The organism is Streptomyces sp. NBC_01463 (assembly GCA_036227345.1).
In the GTDB taxonomy this organism is placed as follows: Bacteria; Actinomycetota; Actinomycetes; order Streptomycetales; family Streptomycetaceae; genus Streptomyces.
On the sequence record CP109468.1, the window covers coordinates 7,916,548 to 7,939,910 of the forward strand.

A 23,363-nucleotide genomic window follows, 5' to 3' on the forward strand; every position below is an offset into this window, starting at 1 on the left:
GACCCGCCCGAACGAGGAGTGCCATGAACGACAACCAGTCCGCCGAGGACCCCGACCCCCTTCCTGCCGACCGGGCCGGGGCCCTCTTCGTTCCGGTCCGGCCGGGGTCCGTGGGCTGCAGCGCCCGCCTCTTCCGTACGCCCCTCGGGGTCCGTACCGCAGTCGCCTTCACCGACGAGCGACAGCTGACCCGGACGCTCGGCAAGCAGCAGCCCTGGATCCGGCTCTCGGAGCCGGCGGCACGCGCACTCGTCGCGCCCCTGGGCATCGACGGCCTCACCATCGACCCGGTGCTGGCCGCTCCCGGGCCCGGCGCCGCACCCCTTGCCGGGCGGCCCGGCGGCCGAGCGGGCCGCGGTCCGCAGCGCACATACAGGCCGGCCAGGGAACCGCGAGCGAGCGGCACGCCCCCGCTGCCCGCCGCAACCGCAACCGCATCGACTTCGTGACGGGCCGGGGGATCACCATGAAATCCATACTGCCGGGGCCCGCCGCTCCGACGTCGGTACCAGCCATGCCGTACGCAGGCGCCGTGGCGCCGGCCAACACCGCGGCTCTGTCCGTCTGGCCCGCCTCCGCGCGGCTCACCTCGCACGGCGACGTGGCCGTGGGAGGTGTGTCCCTCGTCGAGACCGCCGAGCGGTACGGGACGCCGGTCTACCTCCTCGACGAGGGCGAGGTGCGCGCACGCTGCCGTACGTATCGCCAGGCCTTTCCGGACACCGACGTCGTCTACGCGGCGAAGGCGTTCCTCTGCCGCGCCCTTCTGCACTGGGTGCGGGAGGAGGGACTCGGGCTGGACGTCTGCTCGGCCGGTGAGCTGGAGTTCGCCGTCACCAACGGCTTCCCGCCCGAGCGCATCGTGCTGCACGGCAACGCGAAGAGCCCCGAGGACCTGAGCGCCGCGCTCCGCCTGGGCGTCGGCCGGATCGTCATCGACAGCGCGTGGGAGATCGCCCGGCTGTCCGCCCTCGTCCCCGACGGCGCCCGCCAGAAGGTGCTGGTGCGGGTGGTCCCCGGGGTCAGCGCCGGCGGCCACGCCGCGATCCGCACCGGTACGGACGACCAGAAGTTCGGGCTCTCCCTCACCGACGGCAGCGCCCAGCACGCCATCGCCCGGATCCTCGGCCAGCCGCATCTGGAACTGGTCGGCCTGCACTGCCACATCGGCTCACAGATCACCACGGTCAAGCCCTACCTGACCGCGCTCCGGCGCATGACCGGGCTGCTGGCCCAGGTCCACCGGCAGCACGGAGCGGTGCTGCCGGAACTGGACATGGGCGGCGGGCACGCCGTCGCCTACCGGCCGGGCGAGGCTCCGCTCGACATCCCGTCCCTCGGCGCCCGGATCCACCGAGAACTCGCCACGAGCTGCGCCGCCGCCGGCATCCCCGTGCCCCGGCTCACCATCGAGCCGGGCCGCGCCCTGGTGGGGCCCGCGGGCGTGGCCCTCTACCGGGTGCTCGCCGTCAAACGGACCGGCGACCGCGTCTTCGTGGCGGTGGACGGCGGAATGAGCGACAACCCGCGGCCCGCGCTGTACGGCGCCCGCTACGCACCCCGGCTCATCGGCCGCCGCTCGACGGCCGAGCCCTGCACGGCGACCGTCGTCGGCCGGCACTGCGAGGCCGGCGACGTACTCGCCGCCGACGCGGTCGTCCCCGCCGACATCCACCCCGGCGATCTGGTGGCCATCCCGGTGGCGGGCGCCTACCACCTCTCCATGGCGTCGAGCTACAACGCGGTCGGGCGCCCGCCCGTGGTCGCCGTCCACGAAGGCCGCGACCGGCTGTTGATACGCCGCGAGTCCCTCGCCGACATCAACGGCCGCGACATCGGACTCTGAACCGGGGCCGGGCCTCGCTGCCGGCCTTTCGGCCCGCCGTCCCCTGGTGAACGCCGTACGTCCGCGGGCGGGCGCAACCTGCACCGGATTCATGGAGCAACCGTGAATACCCTGTGGAAGTGATGGCGGGGCGGCCCCTTATGCTGCACCCGACGATCACGCGGGACCAGGGGAGGGCGCGGCATGTTCGGCAAGCTTTTCGGCAGGGGTGGCGAGAGACCGGCGGTTGATCCGCACGCCCTTCCCGTGCCGCGCAGACAGAAGAACGGGATGTACACGCTGCGCGCGCTCGGGGACGCGCGGGTGCTCGCGCTGGTCGAGGCGGCCGGTGCGGGGGACTGGGACGCGGTCAAGGCGGCGCTGGTGCCCTTCGATCTCGGCCACGACCACCAAGTGCTCGGCGAGCTGGCCGACTTGGACGGCGTGCAGGACTGGATCGGCCGGGCCGTGGAGCAGGACGAGGAGCACCGGGCGACGGCGCTGCTGATATCGGGGGCGCGGCACATCAGCTGGGGCTGGGAAGCGCGCACCAGCGCGCGGGCCGTCAACGTCACCCAGGAGCAGTGGCGGACCTTCCACGAGCGCCTCGACATCGCCGAGGAGCAGCTGTTCCGGGCGGCCGAGCTGCGGCCGGACTGGGTCACACCGTGGCGCCGGCTGCTCACCTCCGGCCGCGGCATGTCGCTGGGCACCGTCGTCAACGAGACCCGGCTCGCAGCCGCTCTGCGCCGCGCCCCGCTGGACCTGGAGACCCACATCGAATGGGTTTCGCAGCTGCAGCCCCGCTGGGGCGGTGAAGCGGGCGAGGCCATGGCGTTCGCCCGCGACGCGTTCGCCCGCGCTCCGCACGGCGACCGGATCGGCTGCGTGATCGCCATGGCGCACATCGAGGACTGGGTCGAGTCGGACGACGCGGCCTGTCTGCGCACTCCCGCGATCCAGGCCGAGTTGCGCGACGCCGCCGACCACAGCGTCCTCCACCCCGCCTACGTCCGGCGTCCGGGATGGCAGCACGACTTCAACGTGTTCGCGATGGCGCTGTCGCTCGCCGCTGAACGCCACACGTCAGGGCGCGTCTTCCAGGCGCTCGACGGTGCCTACACCGAGTGGCCCTGGACCTACTTCGCGGAGCCCGAGAAGCAGTTCGCCCGCCAGCACCGCCGCGCCTGAGCGCCGGCCCAGGTCCGGGTCCCGGTTCTCCGGCCCGGGCCCGTTCCGCCTTCCCGTACCTGCCGCCTCTCCCACACCGGACTGCCCGATGACTCTGCCCGACACCGCCTCGAACCCGGCCGACGCCGACCGCACCTTTCAGGTGGACCTGCGCGGCCTCGTCGACCTCCTCTCCCACCACCTCTACTCCAGCCCCCGCGTCTACCTCCGCGAACTGCTGCAGAACGCGGTGGACGCGCTGACCGCCCGGCACGGGCTGGAACCGGACGTCCCCGCCGCTGCCCTCGGCATCCGTCTGTACGCCGACGGTTCGGTCGTACGCGTCGAGGACGACGGCGTCGGTCTCACCGAGGCCGACGTGCACACCTTCCTTGCCACGATCGGCCGGAGCAGCAAGCGCGCCGACCGCATCGCGGAGCAACGCGGCGACTTCATCGGCCAGTTCGGGATCGGCCTGCTCTCCTGCTTCCTGGTCGCCGACGAGATCCTGGTCGTCAGCCGCTCCGCCCGCACCCCCGACGCACCCGTGGTGGAGTGGCGGGGGCGCGGCGACGGCAGTTACAGCGTCCGCACCCTGCCGGTCTCCGCCCGCCCGCGCCCCGGAACCACCGTCACACTGACACCGCGCGCCGACGCCGGCGAGTGGACCCGTCCGGGGCAGGTGCACACCCTCGCCCGGCACTTCGGCTCCCTGCTGCGCCACCCGGTGACTTTCGACGACGGCTCCGGCGGCCCGGGTGCCCGGGTCAATCCCGAGCCCGCGCCCTGGCAGGGCACGTACCCCACGCCGGGCGCCCGTTCCCGCGCGCTGGCCGCCTACGGCGAGGAGGTCTTCGGCTTCAAGCCGCTGGACACCATCGATCTGGACCTGCCGGCCGTCGGGCTCAAGGGCATCGCGTGCGTGCTGCCCGAGACGGTGCCGACCGGGCGCCGCCACGGCCACCGCGTGCACGTCAAGGGCATGCTGCTGTCGGAGCAGGCCGAGGAGATCCTGCCCGAGTGGGCGTTCTTCGTCCGCTGCGTCGTCGACGCCGAGAGCCTGCGCCCGACCGCGTCCCGCGAGGCCCTGTACGAGGACGACACCCTCGCCGCCGTCCGCGACGCCCTGGCCGACCGGCTCCGCGCCTGGATCGCCCGGGCGGCCGCCAGCGACCCCGACCTGCTCGCCCGCTTCCTCCAGGCCCACCACCTGGCCGTGAAGTCGCTGGCGGTGCACGACGACGAGATCCTGCGGATGCTGCTGCCCTGGCTGCCGTTCGAGACCACGGACGGGTCCACCAGCCTCGACGAGTTCGCGCGCGCCCACCGCACCGTCCTCGTCACGTCGAGCGTGGAGGAGTTCCGGCAGGTCGCCGCGATCGCCTCGGCCGCCGGACTCGGCGTCGTCAACGGCGGCTACACGTACGACCGTGAACTGGTCCACCGGCTCCCCGAGATCAGGCCCGAGGTCAGCGTCGCCGACCTCGACCCGGCGACCCTCACCGCACACCTCGACCCCGTCGAGCGCGAGACGGAACTGGCCGCCGCGGCCTACCTCGCCCTGGCCCGTGACGCACTCGCCGTCTTCGACTGCGACGTCGCGCTGCGCACCTTCCAGCCCGCCTCCGCCCCCGCCCTCCTCATCGACAGCCGCGAGGCCCGTCACGAACGCACCCGCTCGCAGCTCGCCCGTGAGCAGGACGGCGGCCTGTGGGGCGACATCCTCGGCGCGCTGCGCCAGGAGGCCCCGCGCGCCCAGCTGATCCTCAACCAGCTGAACCCGCTCGTCCGCACCGCCCTCGCCATCGATGAACCCGAACTGGCCCGCACCAGCGCCGAAGCGCTCTACGGGCAGGCCGCGCTGCTGTCCCGGCGCCCGCTCAGGCCCGCCGAATCGAGCCTGATCAACCGCTCCTTCCTCGACCTCCTCGCCCACGCCCTCCGCAAGGACAGCTGACGATGCCGACCGCACCCCAGAACACCGACGAGCTGTACCAGGCACTCCAGGACAACCAGCGGCGCCCCTACGGCCGCACCCGCACCGTCACCGCCGAGGAACTCGTCGACGCCGCCGAGCGGTTCGAGGACCCCCTCGCGCTGGTCCGCACCCTCCTCGAACTCCAGGAGGCGTACGCCTACGGCTCCGAGCCCCGCAAGTCGCCCGTCGTCTTCGCCCGCCTGCTCACGCTCTTCGACGAGCAGCCCGACGTCTTCGACGAGCGCCTGCGCCACCTGCTGTTCTGGCGGTTCAAGTGGGTCGCCAACGCCCTGCGCGCGCTGCCCGAGATACCGCTGGCCAGCCTGCGCCAGTGGCTCAAGGAGATGAGGGACCGGTACGAGAAGGCCGGTCTCGGCCTCCAGCCGTACTACGGACAGGTCTACCAGCTCGCCTCGCACCTCGGTGAGGACACCGCCGTCGCCTACGAGCTGTGGGCGGGCCGCACCCGTACCGCGTTCAGCGACTGCGAGGCCTGCGAGATCTGCGAGCGCGCCCTGTACCACCTCGCGGCAGGCGACGACGAGCGCGCACTGCGCGCCTGGGAACCCGTCCTGGCCGGCCAGGAGTCCTGCCAGGAGGAGCCGGCCCGCTCCCTCTCGTACGCCCTGCTGCCCCTGCTGCGCACCGGCGACACCGACCGGGCCCGCGCACTGCACCTCTCCGGCTACCGGGGCTGCCGCCGCAACGCCTCCATGGCCGGGGAGGTCGGCCGGCACCTGGAGTTCTGCGCGCTCACCGGCAACGAGGCACGCGGCCTGGAACTGCTGGCCGAGAACCGGAACCTGTTCGACGAGGTGGACTCGCCGCTGGACCTGTTCGACTTCCTCACCGGAGTGGACGTCCTCCTGCGGCGCGTCGAGTCCCTCGGCCACGGCGAGCTGCCCGCCGCCGGATACGCGGGCCGCAGCTGGACGGTCGCCGGCCTGGGTGCCGAGGTGCGCGGACGAGCCGACGACCTCGCCGCCCGCTTCGACGCCCGCAACGGAACCACGGCCCTCACCGACCGCCGCCGGGCCCGCATCGACCGTGCCCCGCTGCTGGACGCCCTCGAACTCACCCTGCGCACCCGCACCCTCGACGAGGTGGACCCGGCCGCGGTCCCGGCCGCGGCGCCCGCCCCGCGCAGGACCGCCGACATCCCCGGTGACCTGCCCGCACTCATCCTGCGGGCCAGGGAACTGGACGAGCAGGCACACCCCGACGCGCAACTCTGCTGGGCCCGGCTGCGCAAGCTCGTCGCCGCCCGCGGCTACACCCACCCCGACGACCCGGCCGTGGGCCCGTTCGTGCGGCTGCGCGCCGAGCTGCTGGCCGACGAGGCGGGCCGGGCCGGCGACAGGGACGACTTCGCCGAAGCCGCAGACCTGTACGAGGAGGCCGCGGGTCTGTACGAAGACGCCGGAGCACCGGGTGAGGCGGCGCTCTCCCGCGCCTCCGCCGCACTCGCCTCCGCCGAAATCCCTGCGGACGGCGACGGTGGCGGCGATGACGGGACCGAGGCCAAGGCCGCCGCCATGACCGCCGCCCACGCGGCCATGGTCCGGCTGCACGAGGAGACACCCGGTCTCGCCCCGTACCTGGAGGCCCGGCTGCTGCGGCTGCGCGCGACCGCGCTCGGCCTGCGCCTCCAGACCTCGGTGAGCGAGGAACATGTCACGGCGGCGTTCGCCGAGGTGGAGCTGCTGCACGCGTTCGCCGACCGGCACGGCATCGGCGGGCAGGTGTCCGGCGCCGCGCTGCTGCGGGCCGGCACACACGCCGTCTCCGGCGACCTGGCGACGGCCGTCACCGAGCTGGACGCCCTCCTCCTCCGGCTGAAGGAGCACGGCCCCGCCTGGCATCTGCCCCGCACGCTCGGACTGCGCGGCCGCATCAACCTCGGCCGCCAGGACGCCCAGGCGGCGCACGCGGACCTGTCCGAAGGGCTGCGACTGGCCGGCGAATGGGCGACCTTGGCCGCCGACAACGGCCGGCTGCACGGTGATCTGGCCCAGGCCCTCATGCACCTGGGCCGCGCCGACGAGGCCCTGCGGCACCTGACGCGCTCGGCGGAACTGGATCTTCGCCGCGGCAGCCGGACCGACGCGTTCTGCACCTACAGCAACGCGGCGCAGCTCAGCCTCGACCTGGGCCGCATCGAGGACTGCATCGCCCTCCTCGACTCCCTGCTGGCCGATCCCGGCGTCGCCGCCGGAGAGCTGGACGACCGGCTCGTGGCGCAGCTGCGCCTGACCCGAGCCCGTGCGCTGCACGCGGGGGAGGACCTGAAGGCCGCCACGGCGGAGTTCGTCGCGCTCGCCGCCGAGTCCGCCGGCTGGGACGACGACCCGGGCAGCCACGCCATGATCGCCTCGGAGACGGCCGTACTCCTCGGTGAGTCCGGCGAATTCGGCCGGGCCCGCGAGGTCATGGACCAGGCGGTCGCCGCCCACGCCCTGGCCCCGCGCTACGAGCACCTCAGCAACGCCCTGCGCGAACTCGCCCGCCTCCAGGCAGAGCGGGAGGGCGCCGACGGCCTGGCCGCCGCCCTCGCCCACCTCGCCGAGGCCGGCCGGATCGCCGACGAGGCCCGGGCCGCCGCCTTCGAGGCGGGAGGCCGTTCCCTCGACACGGCCCTGGCCTACGAGCACGGGCGGGTCCACGCCTACGCCGGAGAGTACGAGACCGCGCTGGCCGCCCTGGAGAAGACTCTGGGCCTGCTCGGCGAACCCGATGCCGATCAGGACCGTGCCGGTGAGTGGGCCGAGTGCATGCGCCTCGCGAGTGCGGTGGAGGGCATCTACCTGGAGCGCACCGCTCCCGCACTCATCCGTCTGGACGCCGCGCTCTCCCGGCTGAACGCCCTCGGACACACCGACGAGGCCGGTCCGCTGGCCTCGCTGGCGGCCCGGCTGCGCGACGAGGCCTGAGACGCGGGCCCGGGAGCGGCCGCCGTGCACCAGGTGTGCGGCGGCCCGCCGGGCTCAGAGGCCGGTGACCTTGGCGCTCGCCGACAGCTCGTAGACGAGGGTGAGCGTACGGCGCCCGCCGGGCGGGAGCGCGACGTCCCAGCGCGCGATGCCCTCGGCGTCCACCACATCGGGCGCCGGGGAGCACGCGCTCTTGTGCAGACGGATCTCGACCGCCGACACCTCGGAGACCGGAATCCGCTCCCGGAGGACGACCGACCGTTCACCCAGCTCCCCGGGGGCGGAGAACCGGGACACGTGCAGCCGGACCGTCCGGGTGACCACGGTCCGCTGGGTGAGGCCCGCGGTGTCGCGGGTCTCCTCGGTCTCCCGGACCACCCGGTAGTCGTCGCAGCTGCCGAAGGCCAGCTCGACGGGTGCGCCGGGGGCGGTGAAGTCCAGCGTGCCCCGGCCGCTGAACCCGCTGCCGCGGACCAGGTCCACCGGACCGGCGAGCAGCGCGTGCCCGGTCACGTTGTCGAACCGCACCACCTGGGTGACCAGCGGGGACAGCTCCGGCGCGCTGACGTACTCACTGGAAGCGGGCGCGGTGCCGGCGGACAGCGGCACCCGGTGCGCGAGACCGTCGCCGGGCACCGAGACAGGTGCCGATGACCTCAGCACCTGTGTCTCACCGCCGTCGTCCACGCCCGGCAGACCGAGGACCGGCGCCGGGCCGAGCTCCCCGATCTCCTCCTCGCGCAACTCGACGTCGACCGTTCGGCGTTCGGTAGCGGACCGGTCCTTCAGCGTCAGCCGGTCCTCGCCCAGCCGGGGCGGATCGGTGGCCAGGGACGAGCGGGCCGTCGACAGCGTCAGCCGCACGTCCGACCAGTCCTCGCCGGTGCGCTGCCACACCATGGCGTCGGTCTCCAGCGTCAGGGAGTCCCCGTCGAGCACGGCCCGGTAGGCGGGCCGCCACAGCGCACACGGGGTGAGGTGGGTCAGGCGCAGCCCGACCGGGCCGGCGGCCGAGGCCTCGACGGTCAGCTCGATGTGGCCGGTCAGCTCGGCGGGTTCCTCCTCGGCGAGGTCCATGGCCTGCTGGGCAGCGCTCAGTTCGGCGCGCAGGGTGGTCAGCTGCGCCTCCACAGAGCGGAGTTGCTCGGCGCACGTGTCGCGTTCCCCGTCGACCCGGTCCAGCTCGCTTGCCCAGCGCGGCAGTTCGGTCTCGCCGTAACCGGCGCCCTCGCCGATCTCCCGCAGCAGATCGGTGGCGAGCCGGCCGAGCAGGTCGAGGCGGACCCGCAGCCGGTCGCGGTGCTGCTCCAGCGCCGGCCGTTCCTCCTCCAGGCCGTGGACACGGTGACGCAGGGCGGAGTCCTCGTCGGTGGGCGGCACCGGCCCGCGCGGCGACCAGGCCCGGACGATCCGCAGGTCGAGCACGGTCGCCGGGTGACCGGACGTGAGCTCGGCGTGGAGCGTCCGGTCGACGGCCAGCGCGCTGACCGGTCCGAGCCGCAGCCGCTGGACCCCGGCCGTCAGGTCGAGCACGGCGGTGCGCTCGATGTGGGCGCGGTCCTCCAGGCAGGTGACGGCGGTGACGGGGAGGGCGATCGGATGGGGCGCCGTGGACATGAGGGGTGTCAGCTCCTGCGGTTTCCGCCGACCAGGGCCTTGCCGGTCGGGATGCGGATTTCGTAGCCGCCGTCGAGGGCGGCGGTGGCGCCTGCCGGGAGGTCCAGCCGCCAGACGCGGGTGCCGGGTGCGTGCGGTTCGGGTCCCGCGCTCCCCTCGGGAACGGTCCAGTCGGCCCGCTCCTCGATCCGGACGTCCCCGTCGGAGGTGACCGGCACCTGCTCGTGGACCTCCACGGTGACGGGCCGCGCGAGACGGTTGGCCAGCTCCACATGGACGCGGTGGTCGAGGACGGTGGTGTTGTTGCGCAGGCCCGCGGTCGACTCGAGCAGATTCGTCCGGCGGGTGACCCGGATGCCTTCGGCCGGCCCGAGACCCACCCGGCGGACACCCCCGGGGGCGAGCGTGGGCAGCGCGGCGGTCAGCAGGAAGTCGTCGTCGACGGTGATCTCCACCGGGCCGGCGAGCAGGGCCTGGTCGGTGGCGTTGGAGAGCACCAGCGTCGCGTACACGGTCTGCTCGACGGACGGCACGCTGAGGTACTCGGTCCGCAGACCGACCGGGATCTCACCGACGGTGACGGTGTGCCAGGTGCCGTCCGACGGAATGTCGGCGCGGGCGGTGGCGTCGAAACGGTGGTCGAAGGAACCCGCCGACTCCCGGGGCCGCACGGCCTGTCCGGGCAACGGCAGCGAGGCCACCGTCTCGGCGCGGCGGCGGTACTCGGCCGCCACCGGGTCGAAGGCGGAGCCCGGAAACAGCCTGCCCCGGTGGGCGGCCTGTTCGCCGGGTCCGGACAGAACCAGCGCCGCGTAGTCGAGCTCGGCGCCGGACGGCTGCGGCGGGCCGTTCACCGGCGGCGGAGGGGGCGGCGGAGCCCCGCCGGGAGCCATGGGCGCGGGGGCACCCGCGAGGGACCTGCCGCGCGACCTCGTCCTGCTGCCCTGCGGCAGCCCACCCGGCTGAGCCGGGGCGGGCATCGCACCGGCGATGTCCTCCTGGGGAGCGCCGCCCGGCGCCGGCGGCCCGCCGTAGCCCAGGGGTGCGGGCGGTCCGCCGTAGCCCGGGGGTGCGGGCGGCGGAACGGGGCCGCCGGCCAAGGGCTCGTCCACGGTGCCCGGGAAGAACCCCTGACCGGCGCCCCCGGCAGCCGCGGGCCGGTCCGCCCGTTCCGGGGCCGGGCCTGCCGCGTCGTACCCGGAGAACAGACCGGCGAGCCCGGCCGGGGGCTCGCGCCAGGCGGCCGGCACGGGTGCGGGCTGGCTGCGTCCGATCCGCACCGAGCGGAGTCTCGGCAGATCGGTGCGGCGCCGGAGATCGGCGGTGGCCAGGGCGACGCGCACACCCGTCCAGTCCTCGCCGGTCCGCTGGGCGACCGAGGCGCGCAGCACCAGACGGCCGCTGTCGTCGCCCTGACGGTGAGTGAGCCGGTAGGCAGGCACCCAGACGGCGCCCGGCACCCCGTATTCCAGCTCCAGTTCCACTTCCGCGTCCCCGGCGCCTTCCAGGGTCAGGACCGCGGACACCATCGTCTCCACGTGCGCCGAGGGTGCGTCGGTGGACGCGCGCTCGAAACTGTCCGTGGCGACCGTGAGCTCGTGCTCGACGCCGCGCAGCGCCTCCTCCAGCTCCGCGAGGCGCAGATGCAGGCCCGCCAGCCGCTCCTCGACGAAGCCGGCGAGCTCCAGCCAGGCATCGGCCGGGGTGCGGCGGTGCGGGTCATCGCGCTTGCGGGGCGGCGGCACCGGGCGGAGCCCCCCGACCTCCTCGATCAGACCCAGCTGCCGGTCCCGGCGCCGCCGCGCCACCTCGTACGCCTCGCTCACCCGCTCGACCTCGCTGCGCAGCGTGTCGGGTGCGTCCGGTCGCGGGAGTCCGGCCTCGACCTCCACCCGGGCCTCGGTGACCCGCGCGCCGGAAGCGCCCAGAACCGTGGCCCGCAGCGAGCCGGTGTCCAGCGAACGGGGCAGGCCCGTCACCCGGACCCGGCCGTCCGGCGGCACGCTGCCCCGGGTCAGGCGCCGGCAGACCGCGCCCTGCGCGTACACCATCACCGCATCGAGGGTCGATCCCCACCTCTGTACCGGATCAGCCGCCATGTGCTCCGCCCCCCCGCCGTGTGCATGCTGAGCGCAGCCTACGCCGGGCCGGGCGGCCGGGTCAGGCGAGGCCGCAGTCCGGGCACAGGCCCCGGTAGGTCACCTCGACCTCGGAGACGGTGAAGCCGAACCGTTCGGAGGCGGGCAGTTCCGCCAGCAGGTCGCCGCCCGGGTGGACGTCCCTGATGGTCCCGCACCGCGAGCACACCAGATGCTGATGGGGGTGGTGGGCGTTCGGGTCGTAGCGCTTGGCGCGGCCGTCGGTGGCCACCTCGATCACCTCGCCGAGCTGGACGAGTTCGCCGAGCGTGTTGTACACGGTGGCGCGGGATATCTCCGGCAGCCGGGACGTGGCACGTGCGAGCACCTCGTCCGCGGTGAAGTGGACGTGCTCACCGGCGAGTACCTCGGCCACCACCCGTCGCTGAGCGGTCATCCGCCAGCCACGTGCGCGAAGCCGTTGCAGCAGGTCACTCATACCCACCCACCTCACTGTGCGTCGATCGACGATTGGATGCCCACACGCCTGTCGGTCGTATTGACTTGGACTATGTCCATCGTAGGATCGGTTCCGGCGAACAGCCAAGGGACAGGACAGCAGCGGAAAAGTACGTGACTTCAGGAGACGGGGACGGAAGACCCCGGCATCCGGACCCGGCCTTTCCCCCGTCCGTAGTTCCTCAGCACCGTGATCCGCCCCGTCCGGAAGGATTTCCATGACTGAGAACCACGACGCGATCGTCACCGACCCGAAGGCGGAGGAGGGCGGCGGCTGCCCGGTCGCCCACGGTCGTGCGCCGCACCCGACCCAGGGCGGCGGAAACCGCCAGTGGTGGCCGGAGCGGCTCAACCTGAAGATCCTCGCCAAGAACCCCGCCGTCGCCAATCCGCTCGGCGAGGAGTTCGACTACGCCGAGGCGTTCAAGACCCTCGACCTCCCGGCGGTGAAGCGGGACATCGCCGAGGTGCTGACGACCTCGCAGGACTGGTGGCCGGCGGACTTCGGCAACTACGGCCCGTTCATGATCCGGATGGCCTGGCACAGCGCCGGCACCTACCGGATCAGCGACGGCCGCGGCGGCGCCGGCGCCGGCCAGCAGCGCTTCGCCCCGCTCAACAGCTGGCCGGACAACGCGAGCCTCGACAAGGCCCGCCGACTGCTGTGGCCGGTCAAGAAGAAGTACGGCCAGAACCTCTCGTGGGCCGACCTCATCGTTCTCACCGGCAATGTCGCCCTGGAGACGATGGGCTTCAAGACCTTTGGCTTCGGCGGCGGCCGCGCGGACGTGTGGGAGCCCGACGAGGACGTCTACTGGGGTCCCGAGACCACCTGGCTGGGCGACGAGCGCTACTCCGGTGACCGGGAGCTCGAAAACCCCCTCGGCGCCGTGCAGATGGGCCTCATCTACGTCAACCCCGAGGGCCCCAACGGCACCCCGGACCCGCTCGCCGCGGCCCGCGACATCCGCGAGACGTTCCGTCGCATGGCGATGAACGACGAGGAGACGGTCGCGCTGATCGCCGGCGGCCACACCTTCGGCAAGACCCACGGCGCCGGCCCCGCGGACAGCGTCGGCGACGACCCGGAAGCCGCCCCCATGGAGCAGCAGGGCCTCGGCTGGCGGAGCACGTACGGCACCGGCAAGGGCGCCGACGCGATCACCAGCGGCCTGGAGGGGATCTGGACGAACACCCCCACCGCGTGGGACAACAGCTTCTTCGACATCCTCTTCGGCTACGAGTGGGAGCTGTTCAAGAGCCCCGCGGGCGCCCACCAGTGGCGGCCGAAGGAGGGCGCGGGCGCCGGCACCGTCCCGGACGCGTTCGACCCGGCCAGGACCCACGCGCCGACGATGCTGACGACCGACCTCTCGCTCCGGGTCGACCCGGCCTACGAGGAGATCTCGCGGCGCTTCCACGAGCACCCCGAGCAGTTCGCCGACGCCTTCGCCCGCGCCTGGTACAAGCTGACCCACCGTGACATGGGCCCGGTCGTCCGCTACCTCGGCCCGGAGGTCCCGGCGGAGACGCTGGTCTGGCAGGACCCGCTGCCCGCGCGGACGCACGAGCTCGTCGACGCCGGGGACACCGCGGCGCTCAAGGCCAAGGTCCTCGACTCCGGCCTGTCGGTGTCCGACCTGGTCTCCACCGCCTGGGCGTCCGCCTCCTCCTTCCGCGGCAGCGACAAGCGCGGCGGCGCCAACGGCGCACGCATCCGCCTCGAGCCGCAGAACGCCTGGGAGGTCAACGACCCGGACCGGCTCGCGACGGTGCTGCGCACCCTGCAGGGCATCCAGGAGTCCTTCAACTCCGCGCAGTCCGGCGGCAAGCAGGTCTCGCTCGCCGACCTCATCGTGATCGCGGGTGCCGCGGGCGTCGAGAAGGCGGCCGGGGAGGGCGGCTTCGACATCGAGGTCCCCTTCACCCCGGGCCGTGTCGACGCGTCGCAGGAGCAGACCGACGTGGAGTCGTTCGTCGAGCTGGAGCCGTCCGCCGACGGGTTCCGCAACTACCTCGGCAAGGGCAACCGCCTCCCCGCCGAGTACCTGCTGCTCGACCGGGCGAACCTGCTGACGCTCAGCGCCCCCGAGCTGACGGTCCTCGTCGGCGGTCTGCGTGTCCTGGGTGCCAACCACCAGCAGTCGTCGGTCGGTGTCCTCACCGAGAACCCCGGATCCCTGACCAACGACTTCTTCGTCAACCTGCTCGACCTGGGCACGACGTGGAAGTCGACGTCGGAGGACGCCACCACCTTCGAGGGCCGCGACGGCTCCGGCAAGGTGAAGTGGACCGGCAGCCGCGCCGACCTCGTGTTCGGCTCGAACTCCGAACTGCGCGCGGTCGCCGAGGTCTACGCGAGCGACGACGCGAAGGAGAAGTTCGTGAAGGACTTCGTCGCGGCGTGGGACAAGGTCATGAACCTGGACCGGTTCGACCTCGTCTGAGCACGACGCCCGGGCCGGTCCCGCACGGGACCGGCCCGGCGCCTGTGCTCCGGCACCGGGCCCGGAGCCTAGGCTTCCCTCGGCAGCCGGCACCGGCCCGACCCACCCAGGAGCGCACCTCATGTCCGACCCCGCCCGCAAGCACCCGTACCCCGATGCCCACCGGCCGGACGCATCACCCGCTCCGCACCCGCTGCTGGAGCCCCTGCTCGGATTCCTGGGCAACTGGACCGGCCGCGGCCGGGGGGAGTACCCGACGCTCTCCGAGGACTTCGGCTACGCGCAGGAGGTCACCTTCAGCCATGACGGAAGGCCCTTCCTCCACTACGAGGCGCGCGCCTGGCTGCTCGACGCGGACGGCCGGCCGCTGCGGCCGTCGGCCCGGGAGAGCGGCTGGTGGCGGATGCAGCCGGACGGCCGGGTGGAGGCGCTGATCACCCAGCCCACCGGCATCACTGAGATCCTGACCGGTGTGGCGGCCGACGGCACGGCCGACCTCTCCACCCATCAGGTCGCCCTCGCCCCCACGGCCAAGCAGGTCGACGCCACCCGCCGCCGCTACACCCTCACGGACGACGGCACACTCGACTTCGTCCACGACCTCGCCGCCGTCGGACAGCCCCTCCAGCACCACCTCTCGGCGCAGCTCCGCCGCAGGGAAGGCGAGTAGAGGCGGTTCCCCGTCGCCGGCGGACTCAGCGCAGCGCCTGCGGCAGCTCCTCCCGGTGGACGATGCCCAGGCGTTGCGTGGCCCGGGTCAGGGCCACGTACAGATCACTCGTGCCGAACAGCCCGGGCTCCACGACCAGCACATGGTCGAATTCGAGCCCCTTGGCCTGGCGCGGGTCGAGCAGGACCACCCGTTGCGTCAGATCGGGTTCGGCGCCGGCCGTGAGCCCCGTCGACGGGACCGCGATCTCCTCGTGGAGCGCCCGCGGCGCGATGACCGCGAGCCTGCCCTCCTCTGGCGTCAGCTCCACCACCGCCCGCGCCACCGCGCCCGCCAGGTCGTCCCCGGCGTCCCGCAGCCACGGCGCCTCACCGGTGGACCGCACCGACGAGGGAGGCTCGAACGAGGGGTCGTGGGCGCGCAGCACCCGGGCCGCCAGCTCCATGATCTCGGCGGGCGTACGGTAGTTGACCCTCAGCGCCACATGCTCGAAGCGGTCACCGACGTACGGCTCCAGGATCTTCTCCCACGAGCCGACCCCGGCCTCCTCGGAGGTCTGAGCGGGGTCACCGACCAGCGTCATCGAACGGGTCGGTGACCTGCGCATCAGCAGCCGCCACGCCATCGGGGACAGCTCCTGCGCCTCGTCGACGATGATGTGCCCGAACGCCCAGGTGCGGTCCTCGGCCGCGCGCTCGGCCGCGCTGCGGTGATCGGCCTCCTCCTGCCGCTCCGCCATCCGTTCCGCGTCGATGATGTCGTGGGCGGCCAGGACCTCGGACTCCTCGTCCTCGAACTCGAACGACTCCGAGCCCCTCGACAGCTCCAGCACGCCCTGCGCGTACGCGATCCGCTCCTGGCGCCCGGCCTCGGCAGCCGCGCGCTCGGCGCTGTCGTCGACACCGAGGAGCTCCGCCACCTCGTCGAGCAGCGGTACGTCGGCGGGGGTCCAGCGCCCCGCGCCGGGCGCGCGCCGGATCGCCTCGGCGTCCTCCTCGGGTACGTAGACGGGGTGGTCCAGGTAGTCGGCGAGGACGTCCTGCGGAGTGAGGAACGGCCACAGCTCGTCGACGGCGCCGTGCACCGCCCCGCTGACCGCGACCCCCTTGCCCAGCTGGGCGATGTCGTCGGGGCCGAGGAAGTTGGGACCGCCGTACGGGTCGGCCCCGATGCGCTCCGTGAGCTGAGCCGTGAGGGCGTCGATGATCCGGAACGCGAAGTGCGGGCGGGCGAGGTTGTGCGGCAGCAGGGTGTCGCGGGCCGCCTGCCTGGCCTCGTAGGCGATCTCCCAGTCGAGGATCAGATCACCGTCGTCGTGCCGGATGACGAGCGGGGCACCCGGCTCGGGGAGCACCTGCCGGTCGCGGACGGCCAGGGCGAGCGCCTCCGCCATGGGCGCACCGCCCTTGACCGCGGCGGCGCGGGGCGTGTCCGTTCCGTCGGCGTGCACCCCGGGGAAGAGCTCGGCCTGGGTCGCGAGCAGGACACCGGTCTCGCCGAGTGCGGGCAGCACCTCGCCGATGTAGCTGAGGAAGGCCGGGTTGGGGCCCACGATCAGCACGGCACGCTTGGCGAGCAGCTCACGGTGCTCGAACAGCAGGAAGGCCGCCCGGTGCAGCGCCACGGCCGTCTTTCCGGTCCCGGGACCGCCCTCGACGACGAGCACACCGCGGTGCGGGGCGCGGATGATCCGGTCCTGCTCCGCCTGGATGGTCCGCACGATGTCGCCCATGCGGCCGGTGCGGGCCGAGTTCACGGCGGCGAGCAGCACGGTGTCGCCGCTCGGGTCCTCGAAACCGGTGCGCTGCCGGTCCCCGACGTCGAGGATCTCGTCGTGCAGCTCGGTGACGGTGCGGTCATCGGTCGTGATGTGCCGGCGCCGGCGCAGACCCATGGGCGTGTGACCGGTGGCGAGGTAGAAGGGGCGGGCGACCGGGGCACGCCAGTCGATCAGCAGCGGCGTGTGCGCGGTGTCGTCCTCACGGATTCCGATGCGGCCGATGTGGTGCGCGACGCCGTCGGAGAGATCGATGCGGCCGAAGCACAGGGAGCCGTCCACGGCGTTCAGGGCGGCGAGCAGCCCCGAGCGTTCGGCGACGAGCACATCGCGTTCGAGCCGGGCCTGCAGCCCGGTCCCGACCGGCGTCAGCGCGCCCTCGACGTGCTGGGCGGCGACTCCGCGCAGCGCGTCGACACGGTCGTAGAGCCGGTCGATGAATTCCTGCTCCTTCTGCAATTCGGCGCTTTCCCGAGTTGACAACATTGCTCCCTGGCGGATATGGTGTTTCTTAGTGGCCCCCCGTGTGGGGCCTTTTCTGTGTGCGCACAGAAACACTCAATATACGCGGGAAAATCCCCGGTCCGCAATTGCGGGCCGGGGATTTCTTGTGCCACGGGTGGTCCAGGTGGTGGCGTGGGGTTTGTTCCGGGTGCTGCTAGTCCCATTGGTTCTGGTTGATGAAGTGGCTGTAGGCGCGCCAGGAGTTGGGGCCCATGACGCCGTCGATGGGGCCGGTGTAGCCGTGGGTGGCGGCGAGGCGCTGGACGGCGGCCCAGGTGTTCGTTCCGGGAATTCCGTCGAGGGGTCCTGTGTAGCCCCAGTTCCGCATGTTCAGCTGGAGCGCGGCGTAGGTGTTGGGTCCCGGGACACCGTCGATCGGTCCGGTGTACCCGGACTGGATCCGCAGCCAGTTCTGCGTCCGCTGCCACATCACCGGACCCGGGACACCGTCCTGCTCCGTCGACGTCTTGGGCAGACCCCCGCCACCGGGCGGCGGATCGGTCGGTTCGGTCAGGTCGAAGGCCCATGCGCGGGCCAGGTTGAGGTCGACGGGGGAGGCGCCCCCGGCGGAGCCCACGGAGGTGTACTGGTGGGCCGCCCAGTCCGGATAGCGGCCGCCCAGGTCGGGCGCGCCCGGCCAGGTGCCGTTGTTCGGCCCCCAGGATGCCGCCCACAGGTGGGCGCCGGACGCGATCGTGCGGCTCCAGGTGCCGGCGCGCAGGGCGCCCGTGCTGATGTAGAACCAGGGCACGTAGCTGCCGACCCGCTCCCGGACCCGGTTGAACCAAGCGGACACGTCCGTGTCGTTCCACAGCCGGGTCGAGTCGTCCAGCACCTCGACATCCAGCGCGAGGACGTCACCGACGCGGTAGTCGTGCAGATGGTCCACGAAGTAGTCGGCGGCGGCAGCGGGGGCGAGGAAGTCTCCCGACAGCCAGTAGTGCCCCACCCGCAGGCCGGCGGCACGGGCGCCGTCGACATGTCCGGCGTACGAGGACGTGGTGTAGGGGCCCTCGGCGAGCTGGCAGCCACCGGCCTTGGCGACGGCGAACCGCCGGCCCTCGGCGGCGGCCCGGGCGTAGTCGATGCCGGCCTGGTAGTTCGAGACGTCGACGCCCTCCAGATCCGCCGCCGCGGCGAGCGCCGGGCGGCCGGTGGCCAGGACGATTCCGGCCGGGGCCAGAGCGGTCGCCACGACGCCGCGGATCACGGTTCTCCTGCGCATGTCTCCTCCGGTGGGGTCGGGGATCCAGCCGGCACGGCGTGTACGCCGTGCGTGTGTCATGTTCTTATCAACATCTATGCGCGTAGGTTACCGTGGCCCCGCACCCTCTGTCAGCTCAAGTCACCCTCATATCAAGGGAGTTGCTGTGTGCGATCGCCATGGGTCCGAAGCCGGCCGAGAGATCCGGCCGAGGGCCGGCATAAGCCGGCGCACCTTGCTGCGGGGATCGGTCACCACGTTCGGCCTGGCGGCCGGCGGTGTGCTGCTCTCGGGGAACACCGCCCAGGCGCTGGACATCTACAACCCGTTCAGCGGCTACCGGATCACCGGCACCTGGCAGGATCACCTCGACGACGGCTCCCTGGGCGGGATCGACTACGGGATGGGCGTCGGGACCGCGCTGCCCGCCGCGGGCGCGGGAGTCGTCACGAACATCCCGGACAACGGCACCGGCGGACACACGGTGACCATCACCCACAGCGACGGCTACCGGACGCAGTACATGCACCTGTCCCAGTTCCTGCTGGCCAACGGCACCTCGGTCGGCAAGGGAGGGATCGTGGGCTACTCCGGGGGCGCCGTCGGTGCCCCCGGCTCCGGGAGTTCCACCGGACCGCACGTGCACTGGCACCTGATCACCCCGGGCGGCACCCGGGTCAATCCGCTGAACTACCTGGGCGGTGGCGGGGGTCTGCCCAAGACGTCGACGGAGCAGGACGGTGTCCCGGGTCCGGTGATGTGGCAGCGGACGCAGAACTGGCTGCGGATCCAGTCCGGGTACACCGGACCGATCGACGGTGTCCCGGGACCCAACACCTACGCCGCGCTCCAGCTGAACATGCGGAACTGGGGCTACACAGGACCCCTCGACGGAATTCCCGGAACGAACACCTGGGCCGCCGTCCAGCGCCTCGCCGCCACCCACGGCTACACCGGCCCCATCGACGGCGTCATGGGCCCCAACTCCTGGCGCGCCTACAGCCACTTCATCAACCAGAACCAATGGGACTAGCAGCACCCGGAACAAACCCCACGCCACCGAGGCGGCCGGCCCGTTCCGGTCGTGAGAACGGGAGCGGAACTGCCGGTGGGGCGGCGTGTCCGACGTGGGTGTCGGATGCGCCGCCCCGGGGGTGGTTGGGGGTTACTTGGGGTCGTCGTTGAAGCGTGCGGTGGACCAGCGGTAGCCGAGGACGGTGAGGGCGAGGCACCAGGCGAGGGTGAGCCAGCCGTTGTTGCCGATCTCGGTGCCGAGGAGGAGGCCGCGGAGGGTTTCGATGGCGGGGGTGAAGGGCTGGTACTCGGCGATGGGGCGGAACCAGCCGGGCATGGTGTCGACGGGGATGAAGGCGCTGGAGAGGAGGGGGAGCAGGATCATGGGGAGGGCGTTGTTGCTGGCGGCTTCGGCGTTGGGGCTGATGAGGCCCATGCCGACGGCGATCCAGGTGAACGCGGTGGCGAAGAGGACCAGGAGTCCGAAGGCGGCGAACCATTCCAGGACGGTGGCGTCGGTGGAGCGGAAGCCGATGGCGGCGCCGACGGCGCCGACCAGGACGACGCTGGCGATGCATTGCAGGACGCTGCCCAGGACGTGGCCGATGAGGACGGATCCGCGGTGGATGGCCATGGTGCGGAAGCGGGCGATGATCCCTTCGGTCATGTCGTTGGAGACGGAGACGGCGGTGCCGATGGTGGTGGAGCCGATCGTCATGAGGAGGAGGCCGGGGACGATGTAGGCGATGTACTGGGCGCGGTCGGCGCCGCCGCCGCCGATGCCGGCGCTCATGACGTCGCCGAAGATGTAGACGAAGAGCAGGAGCAGCATGATCGGGGTGAGCAGGAGGTTGAGGGTGAGGGAGGGGTAGCGGCGGGCGTGCAGGAGGTTGCGGCGCAGCATGGTGTGGGAGTCGCGGACGGCCAGGGGCAGGGTGCTCATCGGGTGGTCTCCTGGGTCTGGTGCGGCAGCGCGCCGGTGGGGGTGGTGAGGGCGAAGAACACGTCGTCGAGGTCGGGGGTGTGGACGGTGAGTTCGTCGGCCTCGACACCGGTCGAGTCGAGCCAGTCGAGAATGGCGCGCAGTTCGCGCTGACTTCCGCCGCTGGGGAGTTGCAGGGTGAGGGCTTCGTCGTCCCGGGCGGCCTCGTGCAGGGCGGTGGCGGCCGACCGGTACGCGGACGGGTCGGTGAACCTCAGCCGTACGTGTCCGCCCGGGACGAGCCGCTTGAGCTCGGCCGGGCTTCCCTCGGCGGCGATCTTGCCGTTGTCGAGTACGGCGATGCGGTCGGCGAGTTCGTCGGCTTCGTCGAGGTACTGGGTGGTGAGCAGGACGGTGACGCCGGTGGTGACGAGGCTGCGGATGATGCCCCACATGGTGTGGCGGGAGCGTGGGTCCAGGCCGGTGGTGGGTTCGTCGAGGAAGATGATGCGGGGGCTGCCGACCAGGGTCATCGCGATGTCCAGGCGGCGTTTCATGCCGCCGGAGTAGGTGGAGGCGGGCTTCTTCGCGGCGTCCACCAGGTCGAAGCGTTCCAGGAGTTCGGCGGTGACGCGCCGGCCATCGGCCCTGGTGAGGTGGTGCAGGTCCGCCATCAGGAGCATGTTCTCCTCGCCGGTGATCAGACCGTCCACGGCGGAGAACTGGCCGGTGACCCCGATCGCGGCACGCACGGCCTGCGGCTCGGTGGCCAGGTCGTGGCCCCCGACCCGGATCTCCCCGGACCCGGCGCCCGCCGACACCAGAGACGACAGGATCTTCACCGCCGTCGTCTTGCCGGCCCCGTTCGGACCCAGCAACGCGAACACCGAGCCCGCCGGGATGCGCAGATCGATGCCGTCCAGTACGAGTTTGTCGCCGTAGGACTTGCGCAGCCCGCTCACGGTGATGGCCGGGATGGTCATGGGAGTTGCTCCTTCGGAGGCTTGCTGGGGGTCAGTTGCTGCGGGCGGTGATGTCGCCGTGCGCGGTGGTCGCGCGGATGGTGAGGTCCGGGGCGCCCGCGGTGTTCATGAGCGAGTTGTGGATCCGGCCGTAGGTGGTGCCGGCGTCCAGTGACGCGGAGACTCCGCGGGCGGCGCCGACGGAGATCCCGCCGGACATGGTGCTCAGTTCGACCGCTCCGCCGAGGGCCTCGGTGATGTGGATGTCGCCCTTCTGGGTGCTGATCCGCGCGGGGCCGCCCAGTCGGCCGACCGTGACGTCACCGGCCTGCACGGTGAGGCGGGCGCTCGCGGCCTCGTCCAGCTTGACCGTGGCCTGTGCGCCTTCGAAGACGACGTCTCCGAGCCGTCCGACGCCCCGGAACTCGGCGGCCGCCGCCTTCGCCTCGACGCGGGAGCCGGCCGGCAGCTGAACGGTCACCTCGACGGATCCGGAGGTGCCGATGATCCGGTTGTTCGTCGGTGCGGCCTCGATGCGCAGGACGCCGTCGGCGTACGCGACGGTGATCTGCTCCGCGGCCTTCGCGTCACGGCTCTTCGAGGAGTCGGCGGGAAGAACCTCGACCGTGGTGTCGGACCGGTCGGCGGCGATGAACCGGACCTGCCCGGCGGGGATGTCCAGGACGGTGGAGACGGGGGTGGGGGTGGCGAACTTCTGCATGGTGCGCTCCTTGGAATCACTGTTTCCGATGAGAGAAACGCTACGTTGCGTTCATGGTTCGCACAACGCAGATGTTGCGTCAGATCCCGCTAATCGCAGGTCAGATGGCGAATTTCATTGCAACGCTCTGACGGCTAACGCAACAGGAGCAGTAGCGTTCGTTGCAATGGAATGAACGTGAACGCTATGCTCGGGCGGCACGGGCCACGCCGGACCGTGAACGGGACCATGAAGGGGATCGCGATGCCGGGAGGCAGGCTCACTCAGCAGGAGCGTCAGCAGATCGGGCTCGGTCTCGCCGACGGCCTTCCGTACGCGGAGATCGCCCGGCGCCTCGACCGGCCGACCTCGACCGTGACCCGCGAGGTGATGCGCAACGGCGGCCCCACCGCCTACCGGGCCGACCTCGCCCACCGCGCCACCGAACGCCGCACCCATCAGCGCAGGCAGAGCGCCGAACCCCGTGGGCGGCAGGCGCTTGCGCAGCCCCACGGGCGCGACGCCGAGGCCGTGCGCGAGTACGAGGAGGTGTTCGCCGCCGTCCTCATGCAGTCGGGCCTGTCCAACAAGATGATGTCCCGGGTCCTGGTCTGCCTCTACACCACCGACTCGGGAAGCCTCACGGCGGCCGAACTCGTGCAGCGCCTCCAGGTCAGTCCGGCGTCCATCTCCAAGGCGATCACGTTCCTCGAGAGCCAGGGCCTCGTCCGCCGGGAGCGCGACGAACGCCGTCGCGAGCGTTACATCGTCGACGACGACGTCTGGTACCAGTCGATGATGGCCAGTGCCCGGGCCACCGCCCAACTCGTCGAGACCGCACGGCAGGGCGTCGGTGTCCTCGGCGCCGACTCCCCGGCCGCGGTCCGCCTGGAGAACATCGCGCGCTTCCTGGACTTCGTGAACGAGGGCATAACGCGCTCCGCCGAGCAGGCCCGCGAAGTCCTCTACGCGAACGCGAAGCCGGAAGCCGATCCGGACGAGGAGTAGGAAGGGCCGCTCGACAGGGAATCGATGCCGCTCCTATC

Annotated in this window: 17 protein-coding genes; 9 read left to right on the forward strand and 8 right to left on the reverse strand. The window is 72.3% G+C overall.

What is annotated here, in order from left to right; genetic code table 11:
* Positions 1-23: 23 nt before the first annotated feature.
* The 5 genes from OG521_34785 (at position 24) to OG521_34805 (ending at position 7,903) form a co-directional block, all read left to right on the forward strand.
* Entirely contained in the window at positions 24-449 is a 426-nt protein-coding gene (locus OG521_34785) for a hypothetical protein (protein ID WUW25653.1), read from the forward strand.
* A gap of 65 nt (positions 450-514) precedes the next feature.
* Positions 515-1,846, forward strand: a complete 1,332-nt coding sequence (lysA, locus tag OG521_34790) for a diaminopimelate decarboxylase (GenBank protein ID WUW25654.1) — start codon at positions 515-517, stop codon at positions 1,844-1,846.
* 183 nt (positions 1,847-2,029) lie between these two features.
* Positions 2,030-3,016 (forward strand): hypothetical protein, encoded by a 987-nt coding sequence (locus OG521_34795; GenBank protein ID WUW25655.1) that lies wholly within the window; start codon positions 2,030-2,032, stop codon positions 3,014-3,016.
* An 88-nt stretch (positions 3,017-3,104) separates the two neighbouring features.
* On the forward strand, positions 3,105-4,952 hold the full coding sequence (locus OG521_34800) for an HSP90 family protein (protein ID WUW25656.1): 1,848 nt from the start codon (positions 3,105-3,107) through the stop codon (positions 4,950-4,952).
* Between the two features lie 2 nt (positions 4,953-4,954).
* Positions 4,955-7,903 carry a hypothetical protein gene (locus OG521_34805; protein WUW25657.1) on the forward strand — a complete coding sequence of 983 codons (2,949 nt, stop codon included), beginning with the start codon at positions 4,955-4,957 and terminating at the stop codon, positions 7,901-7,903.
* A 54-nt stretch (positions 7,904-7,957) separates the two neighbouring features.
* On the opposite strand, the gene OG521_34810 is transcribed toward OG521_34805, so the two are convergent.
* The 3 genes from OG521_34810 to OG521_34820 form a co-directional block, all read right to left on the reverse strand.
* Positions 7,958-9,520, reverse strand: coding sequence for a mucoidy inhibitor MuiA family protein (locus tag OG521_34810; GenBank protein WUW25658.1), 1,563 nt, complete (start codon positions 9,518-9,520; stop codon positions 7,958-7,960).
* A gap of 8 nt (positions 9,521-9,528) precedes the next feature.
* Positions 9,529-11,619: a DUF4139 domain-containing protein gene (locus tag OG521_34815; protein WUW25659.1), complete on the reverse strand. Its 2,091-nt coding sequence runs from the start codon at positions 11,617-11,619 to the stop codon at positions 9,529-9,531.
* A gap of 61 nt (positions 11,620-11,680) precedes the next feature.
* Complete coding sequence (locus tag OG521_34820) at positions 11,681-12,097, reverse strand: transcriptional repressor (GenBank protein ID WUW25660.1); 417 nt, start codon at positions 12,095-12,097, stop codon at positions 11,681-11,683.
* Between the two features lie 238 nt (positions 12,098-12,335).
* Here OG521_34820 and katG point away from each other — a divergent pair, with 238 nt between their 5' ends.
* Together katG and OG521_34830 are read left to right on the forward strand one after the other, a co-directional pair.
* Positions 12,336-14,564: a catalase/peroxidase HPI gene (gene katG / locus OG521_34825; GenBank protein ID WUW25661.1), complete on the forward strand. Its 2,229-nt coding sequence runs from the start codon at positions 12,336-12,338 to the stop codon at positions 14,562-14,564.
* 121 nt (positions 14,565-14,685) lie between these two features.
* Complete coding sequence (locus OG521_34830; GenBank protein WUW25662.1) at positions 14,686-15,234, forward strand: FABP family protein; 549 nt, start codon at positions 14,686-14,688, stop codon at positions 15,232-15,234.
* Positions 15,235-15,259: 25 nt separating this feature from the next.
* On the opposite strand, the gene OG521_34835 is transcribed toward OG521_34830, so the two are convergent.
* Together OG521_34835 and OG521_34840 are read right to left on the reverse strand one after the other, a co-directional pair.
* Positions 15,260-17,470, reverse strand: a complete 2,211-nt coding sequence (locus OG521_34835) for an AAA family ATPase (protein WUW25663.1) — start codon at positions 17,468-17,470, stop codon at positions 15,260-15,262.
* A gap of 199 nt (positions 17,471-17,669) precedes the next feature.
* Positions 17,670-18,740, reverse strand: a complete 1,071-nt coding sequence (locus OG521_34840; GenBank protein ID WUW25664.1) for a GH25 family lysozyme — start codon at positions 18,738-18,740, stop codon at positions 17,670-17,672.
* Positions 18,741-18,954: 214 nt separating this feature from the next.
* Here OG521_34840 and OG521_34845 point away from each other — a divergent pair, with 214 nt between their 5' ends.
* Positions 18,955-19,752 carry a peptidoglycan DD-metalloendopeptidase family protein gene (locus OG521_34845; protein ID WUW25665.1) on the forward strand — a complete coding sequence of 266 codons (798 nt, stop codon included), beginning with the start codon at positions 18,955-18,957 and terminating at the stop codon, positions 19,750-19,752.
* A gap of 132 nt (positions 19,753-19,884) precedes the next feature.
* Here OG521_34845 and OG521_34850 read toward each other — a convergent pair whose 3' ends face one another.
* From OG521_34850 to OG521_34860, 3 genes are read right to left on the reverse strand one after another with little or no spacing between them, the layout of a single operon-like run.
* A complete protein-coding gene (locus tag OG521_34850) occupies positions 19,885-20,676 on the reverse strand; it encodes an ABC transporter permease (protein WUW25666.1) in 792 nt (263 codons plus the stop codon).
* Positions 20,673-21,638 carry an ATP-binding cassette domain-containing protein gene (locus OG521_34855; protein ID WUW25667.1) on the reverse strand — a complete coding sequence of 322 codons (966 nt, stop codon included), beginning with the start codon at positions 21,636-21,638 and terminating at the stop codon, positions 20,673-20,675. The genes OG521_34850 and OG521_34855 overlap by 4 nt, the downstream gene beginning before the upstream one ends.
* A gap of 31 nt (positions 21,639-21,669) precedes the next feature.
* On the reverse strand, positions 21,670-22,338 hold the full coding sequence (locus OG521_34860) for a DUF4097 domain-containing protein (GenBank protein ID WUW25668.1): 669 nt from the start codon (positions 22,336-22,338) through the stop codon (positions 21,670-21,672).
* 243 nt (positions 22,339-22,581) lie between these two features.
* Here OG521_34860 and OG521_34865 point away from each other — a divergent pair, with 243 nt between their 5' ends.
* A complete protein-coding gene (locus OG521_34865; GenBank protein WUW26901.1) occupies positions 22,582-23,325 on the forward strand; it encodes a helix-turn-helix domain-containing protein in 744 nt (247 codons plus the stop codon).
* Positions 23,326-23,363 lie beyond the last annotated feature (38 nt).

What these genes read in the sequence shown, in the direction of transcription:
- OG521_34785 (WUW25653.1), top strand. Translation starts at nt 24, where the DNA reads ATGAACGACAACCAGTCCGCCGAGGACCCCGACCCCCTTCCTGCCGAC.
- lysA (WUW25654.1), top strand. Translation starts at nt 515, where the DNA reads ATGCCGTACGCAGGCGCCGTGGCGCCGGCCAACACCGCGGCTCTGTCC.
- OG521_34795 (WUW25655.1), top strand. Translation starts at nt 2,030, where the DNA reads ATGTTCGGCAAGCTTTTCGGCAGGGGTGGCGAGAGACCGGCGGTTGAT.
- OG521_34800 (WUW25656.1), top strand. Translation starts at nt 3,105, where the DNA reads ATGACTCTGCCCGACACCGCCTCGAACCCGGCCGACGCCGACCGCACC.
- OG521_34805 (WUW25657.1), top strand. Translation starts at nt 4,955, where the DNA reads ATGCCGACCGCACCCCAGAACACCGACGAGCTGTACCAGGCACTCCAG.
- OG521_34810 (WUW25658.1), bottom strand. Translation starts at nt 9,520, where the DNA reads ATGTCCACGGCGCCCCATCCGATCGCCCTCCCCGTCACCGCCGTCACC.
- OG521_34815 (WUW25659.1), bottom strand. Translation starts at nt 11,619, where the DNA reads ATGGCGGCTGATCCGGTACAGAGGTGGGGATCGACCCTCGATGCGGTG.
- OG521_34820 (WUW25660.1), bottom strand. Translation starts at nt 12,097, where the DNA reads ATGAGTGACCTGCTGCAACGGCTTCGCGCACGTGGCTGGCGGATGACC.
- katG (WUW25661.1), top strand. Translation starts at nt 12,336, where the DNA reads ATGACTGAGAACCACGACGCGATCGTCACCGACCCGAAGGCGGAGGAG.
- OG521_34830 (WUW25662.1), top strand. Translation starts at nt 14,686, where the DNA reads ATGTCCGACCCCGCCCGCAAGCACCCGTACCCCGATGCCCACCGGCCG.
- OG521_34840 (WUW25664.1), bottom strand. Translation starts at nt 18,740, where the DNA reads ATGCGCAGGAGAACCGTGATCCGCGGCGTCGTGGCGACCGCTCTGGCC.
- OG521_34850 (WUW25666.1), bottom strand. Translation starts at nt 20,676, where the DNA reads ATGAGCACCCTGCCCCTGGCCGTCCGCGACTCCCACACCATGCTGCGC.
- OG521_34855 (WUW25667.1), bottom strand. Translation starts at nt 21,638, where the DNA reads ATGACCATCCCGGCCATCACCGTGAGCGGGCTGCGCAAGTCCTACGGC.
- OG521_34860 (WUW25668.1), bottom strand. Translation starts at nt 22,338, where the DNA reads ATGCAGAAGTTCGCCACCCCCACCCCCGTCTCCACCGTCCTGGACATC.
- OG521_34865 (WUW26901.1), top strand. Translation starts at nt 22,582, where the DNA reads ATGCCGGGAGGCAGGCTCACTCAGCAGGAGCGTCAGCAGATCGGGCTC.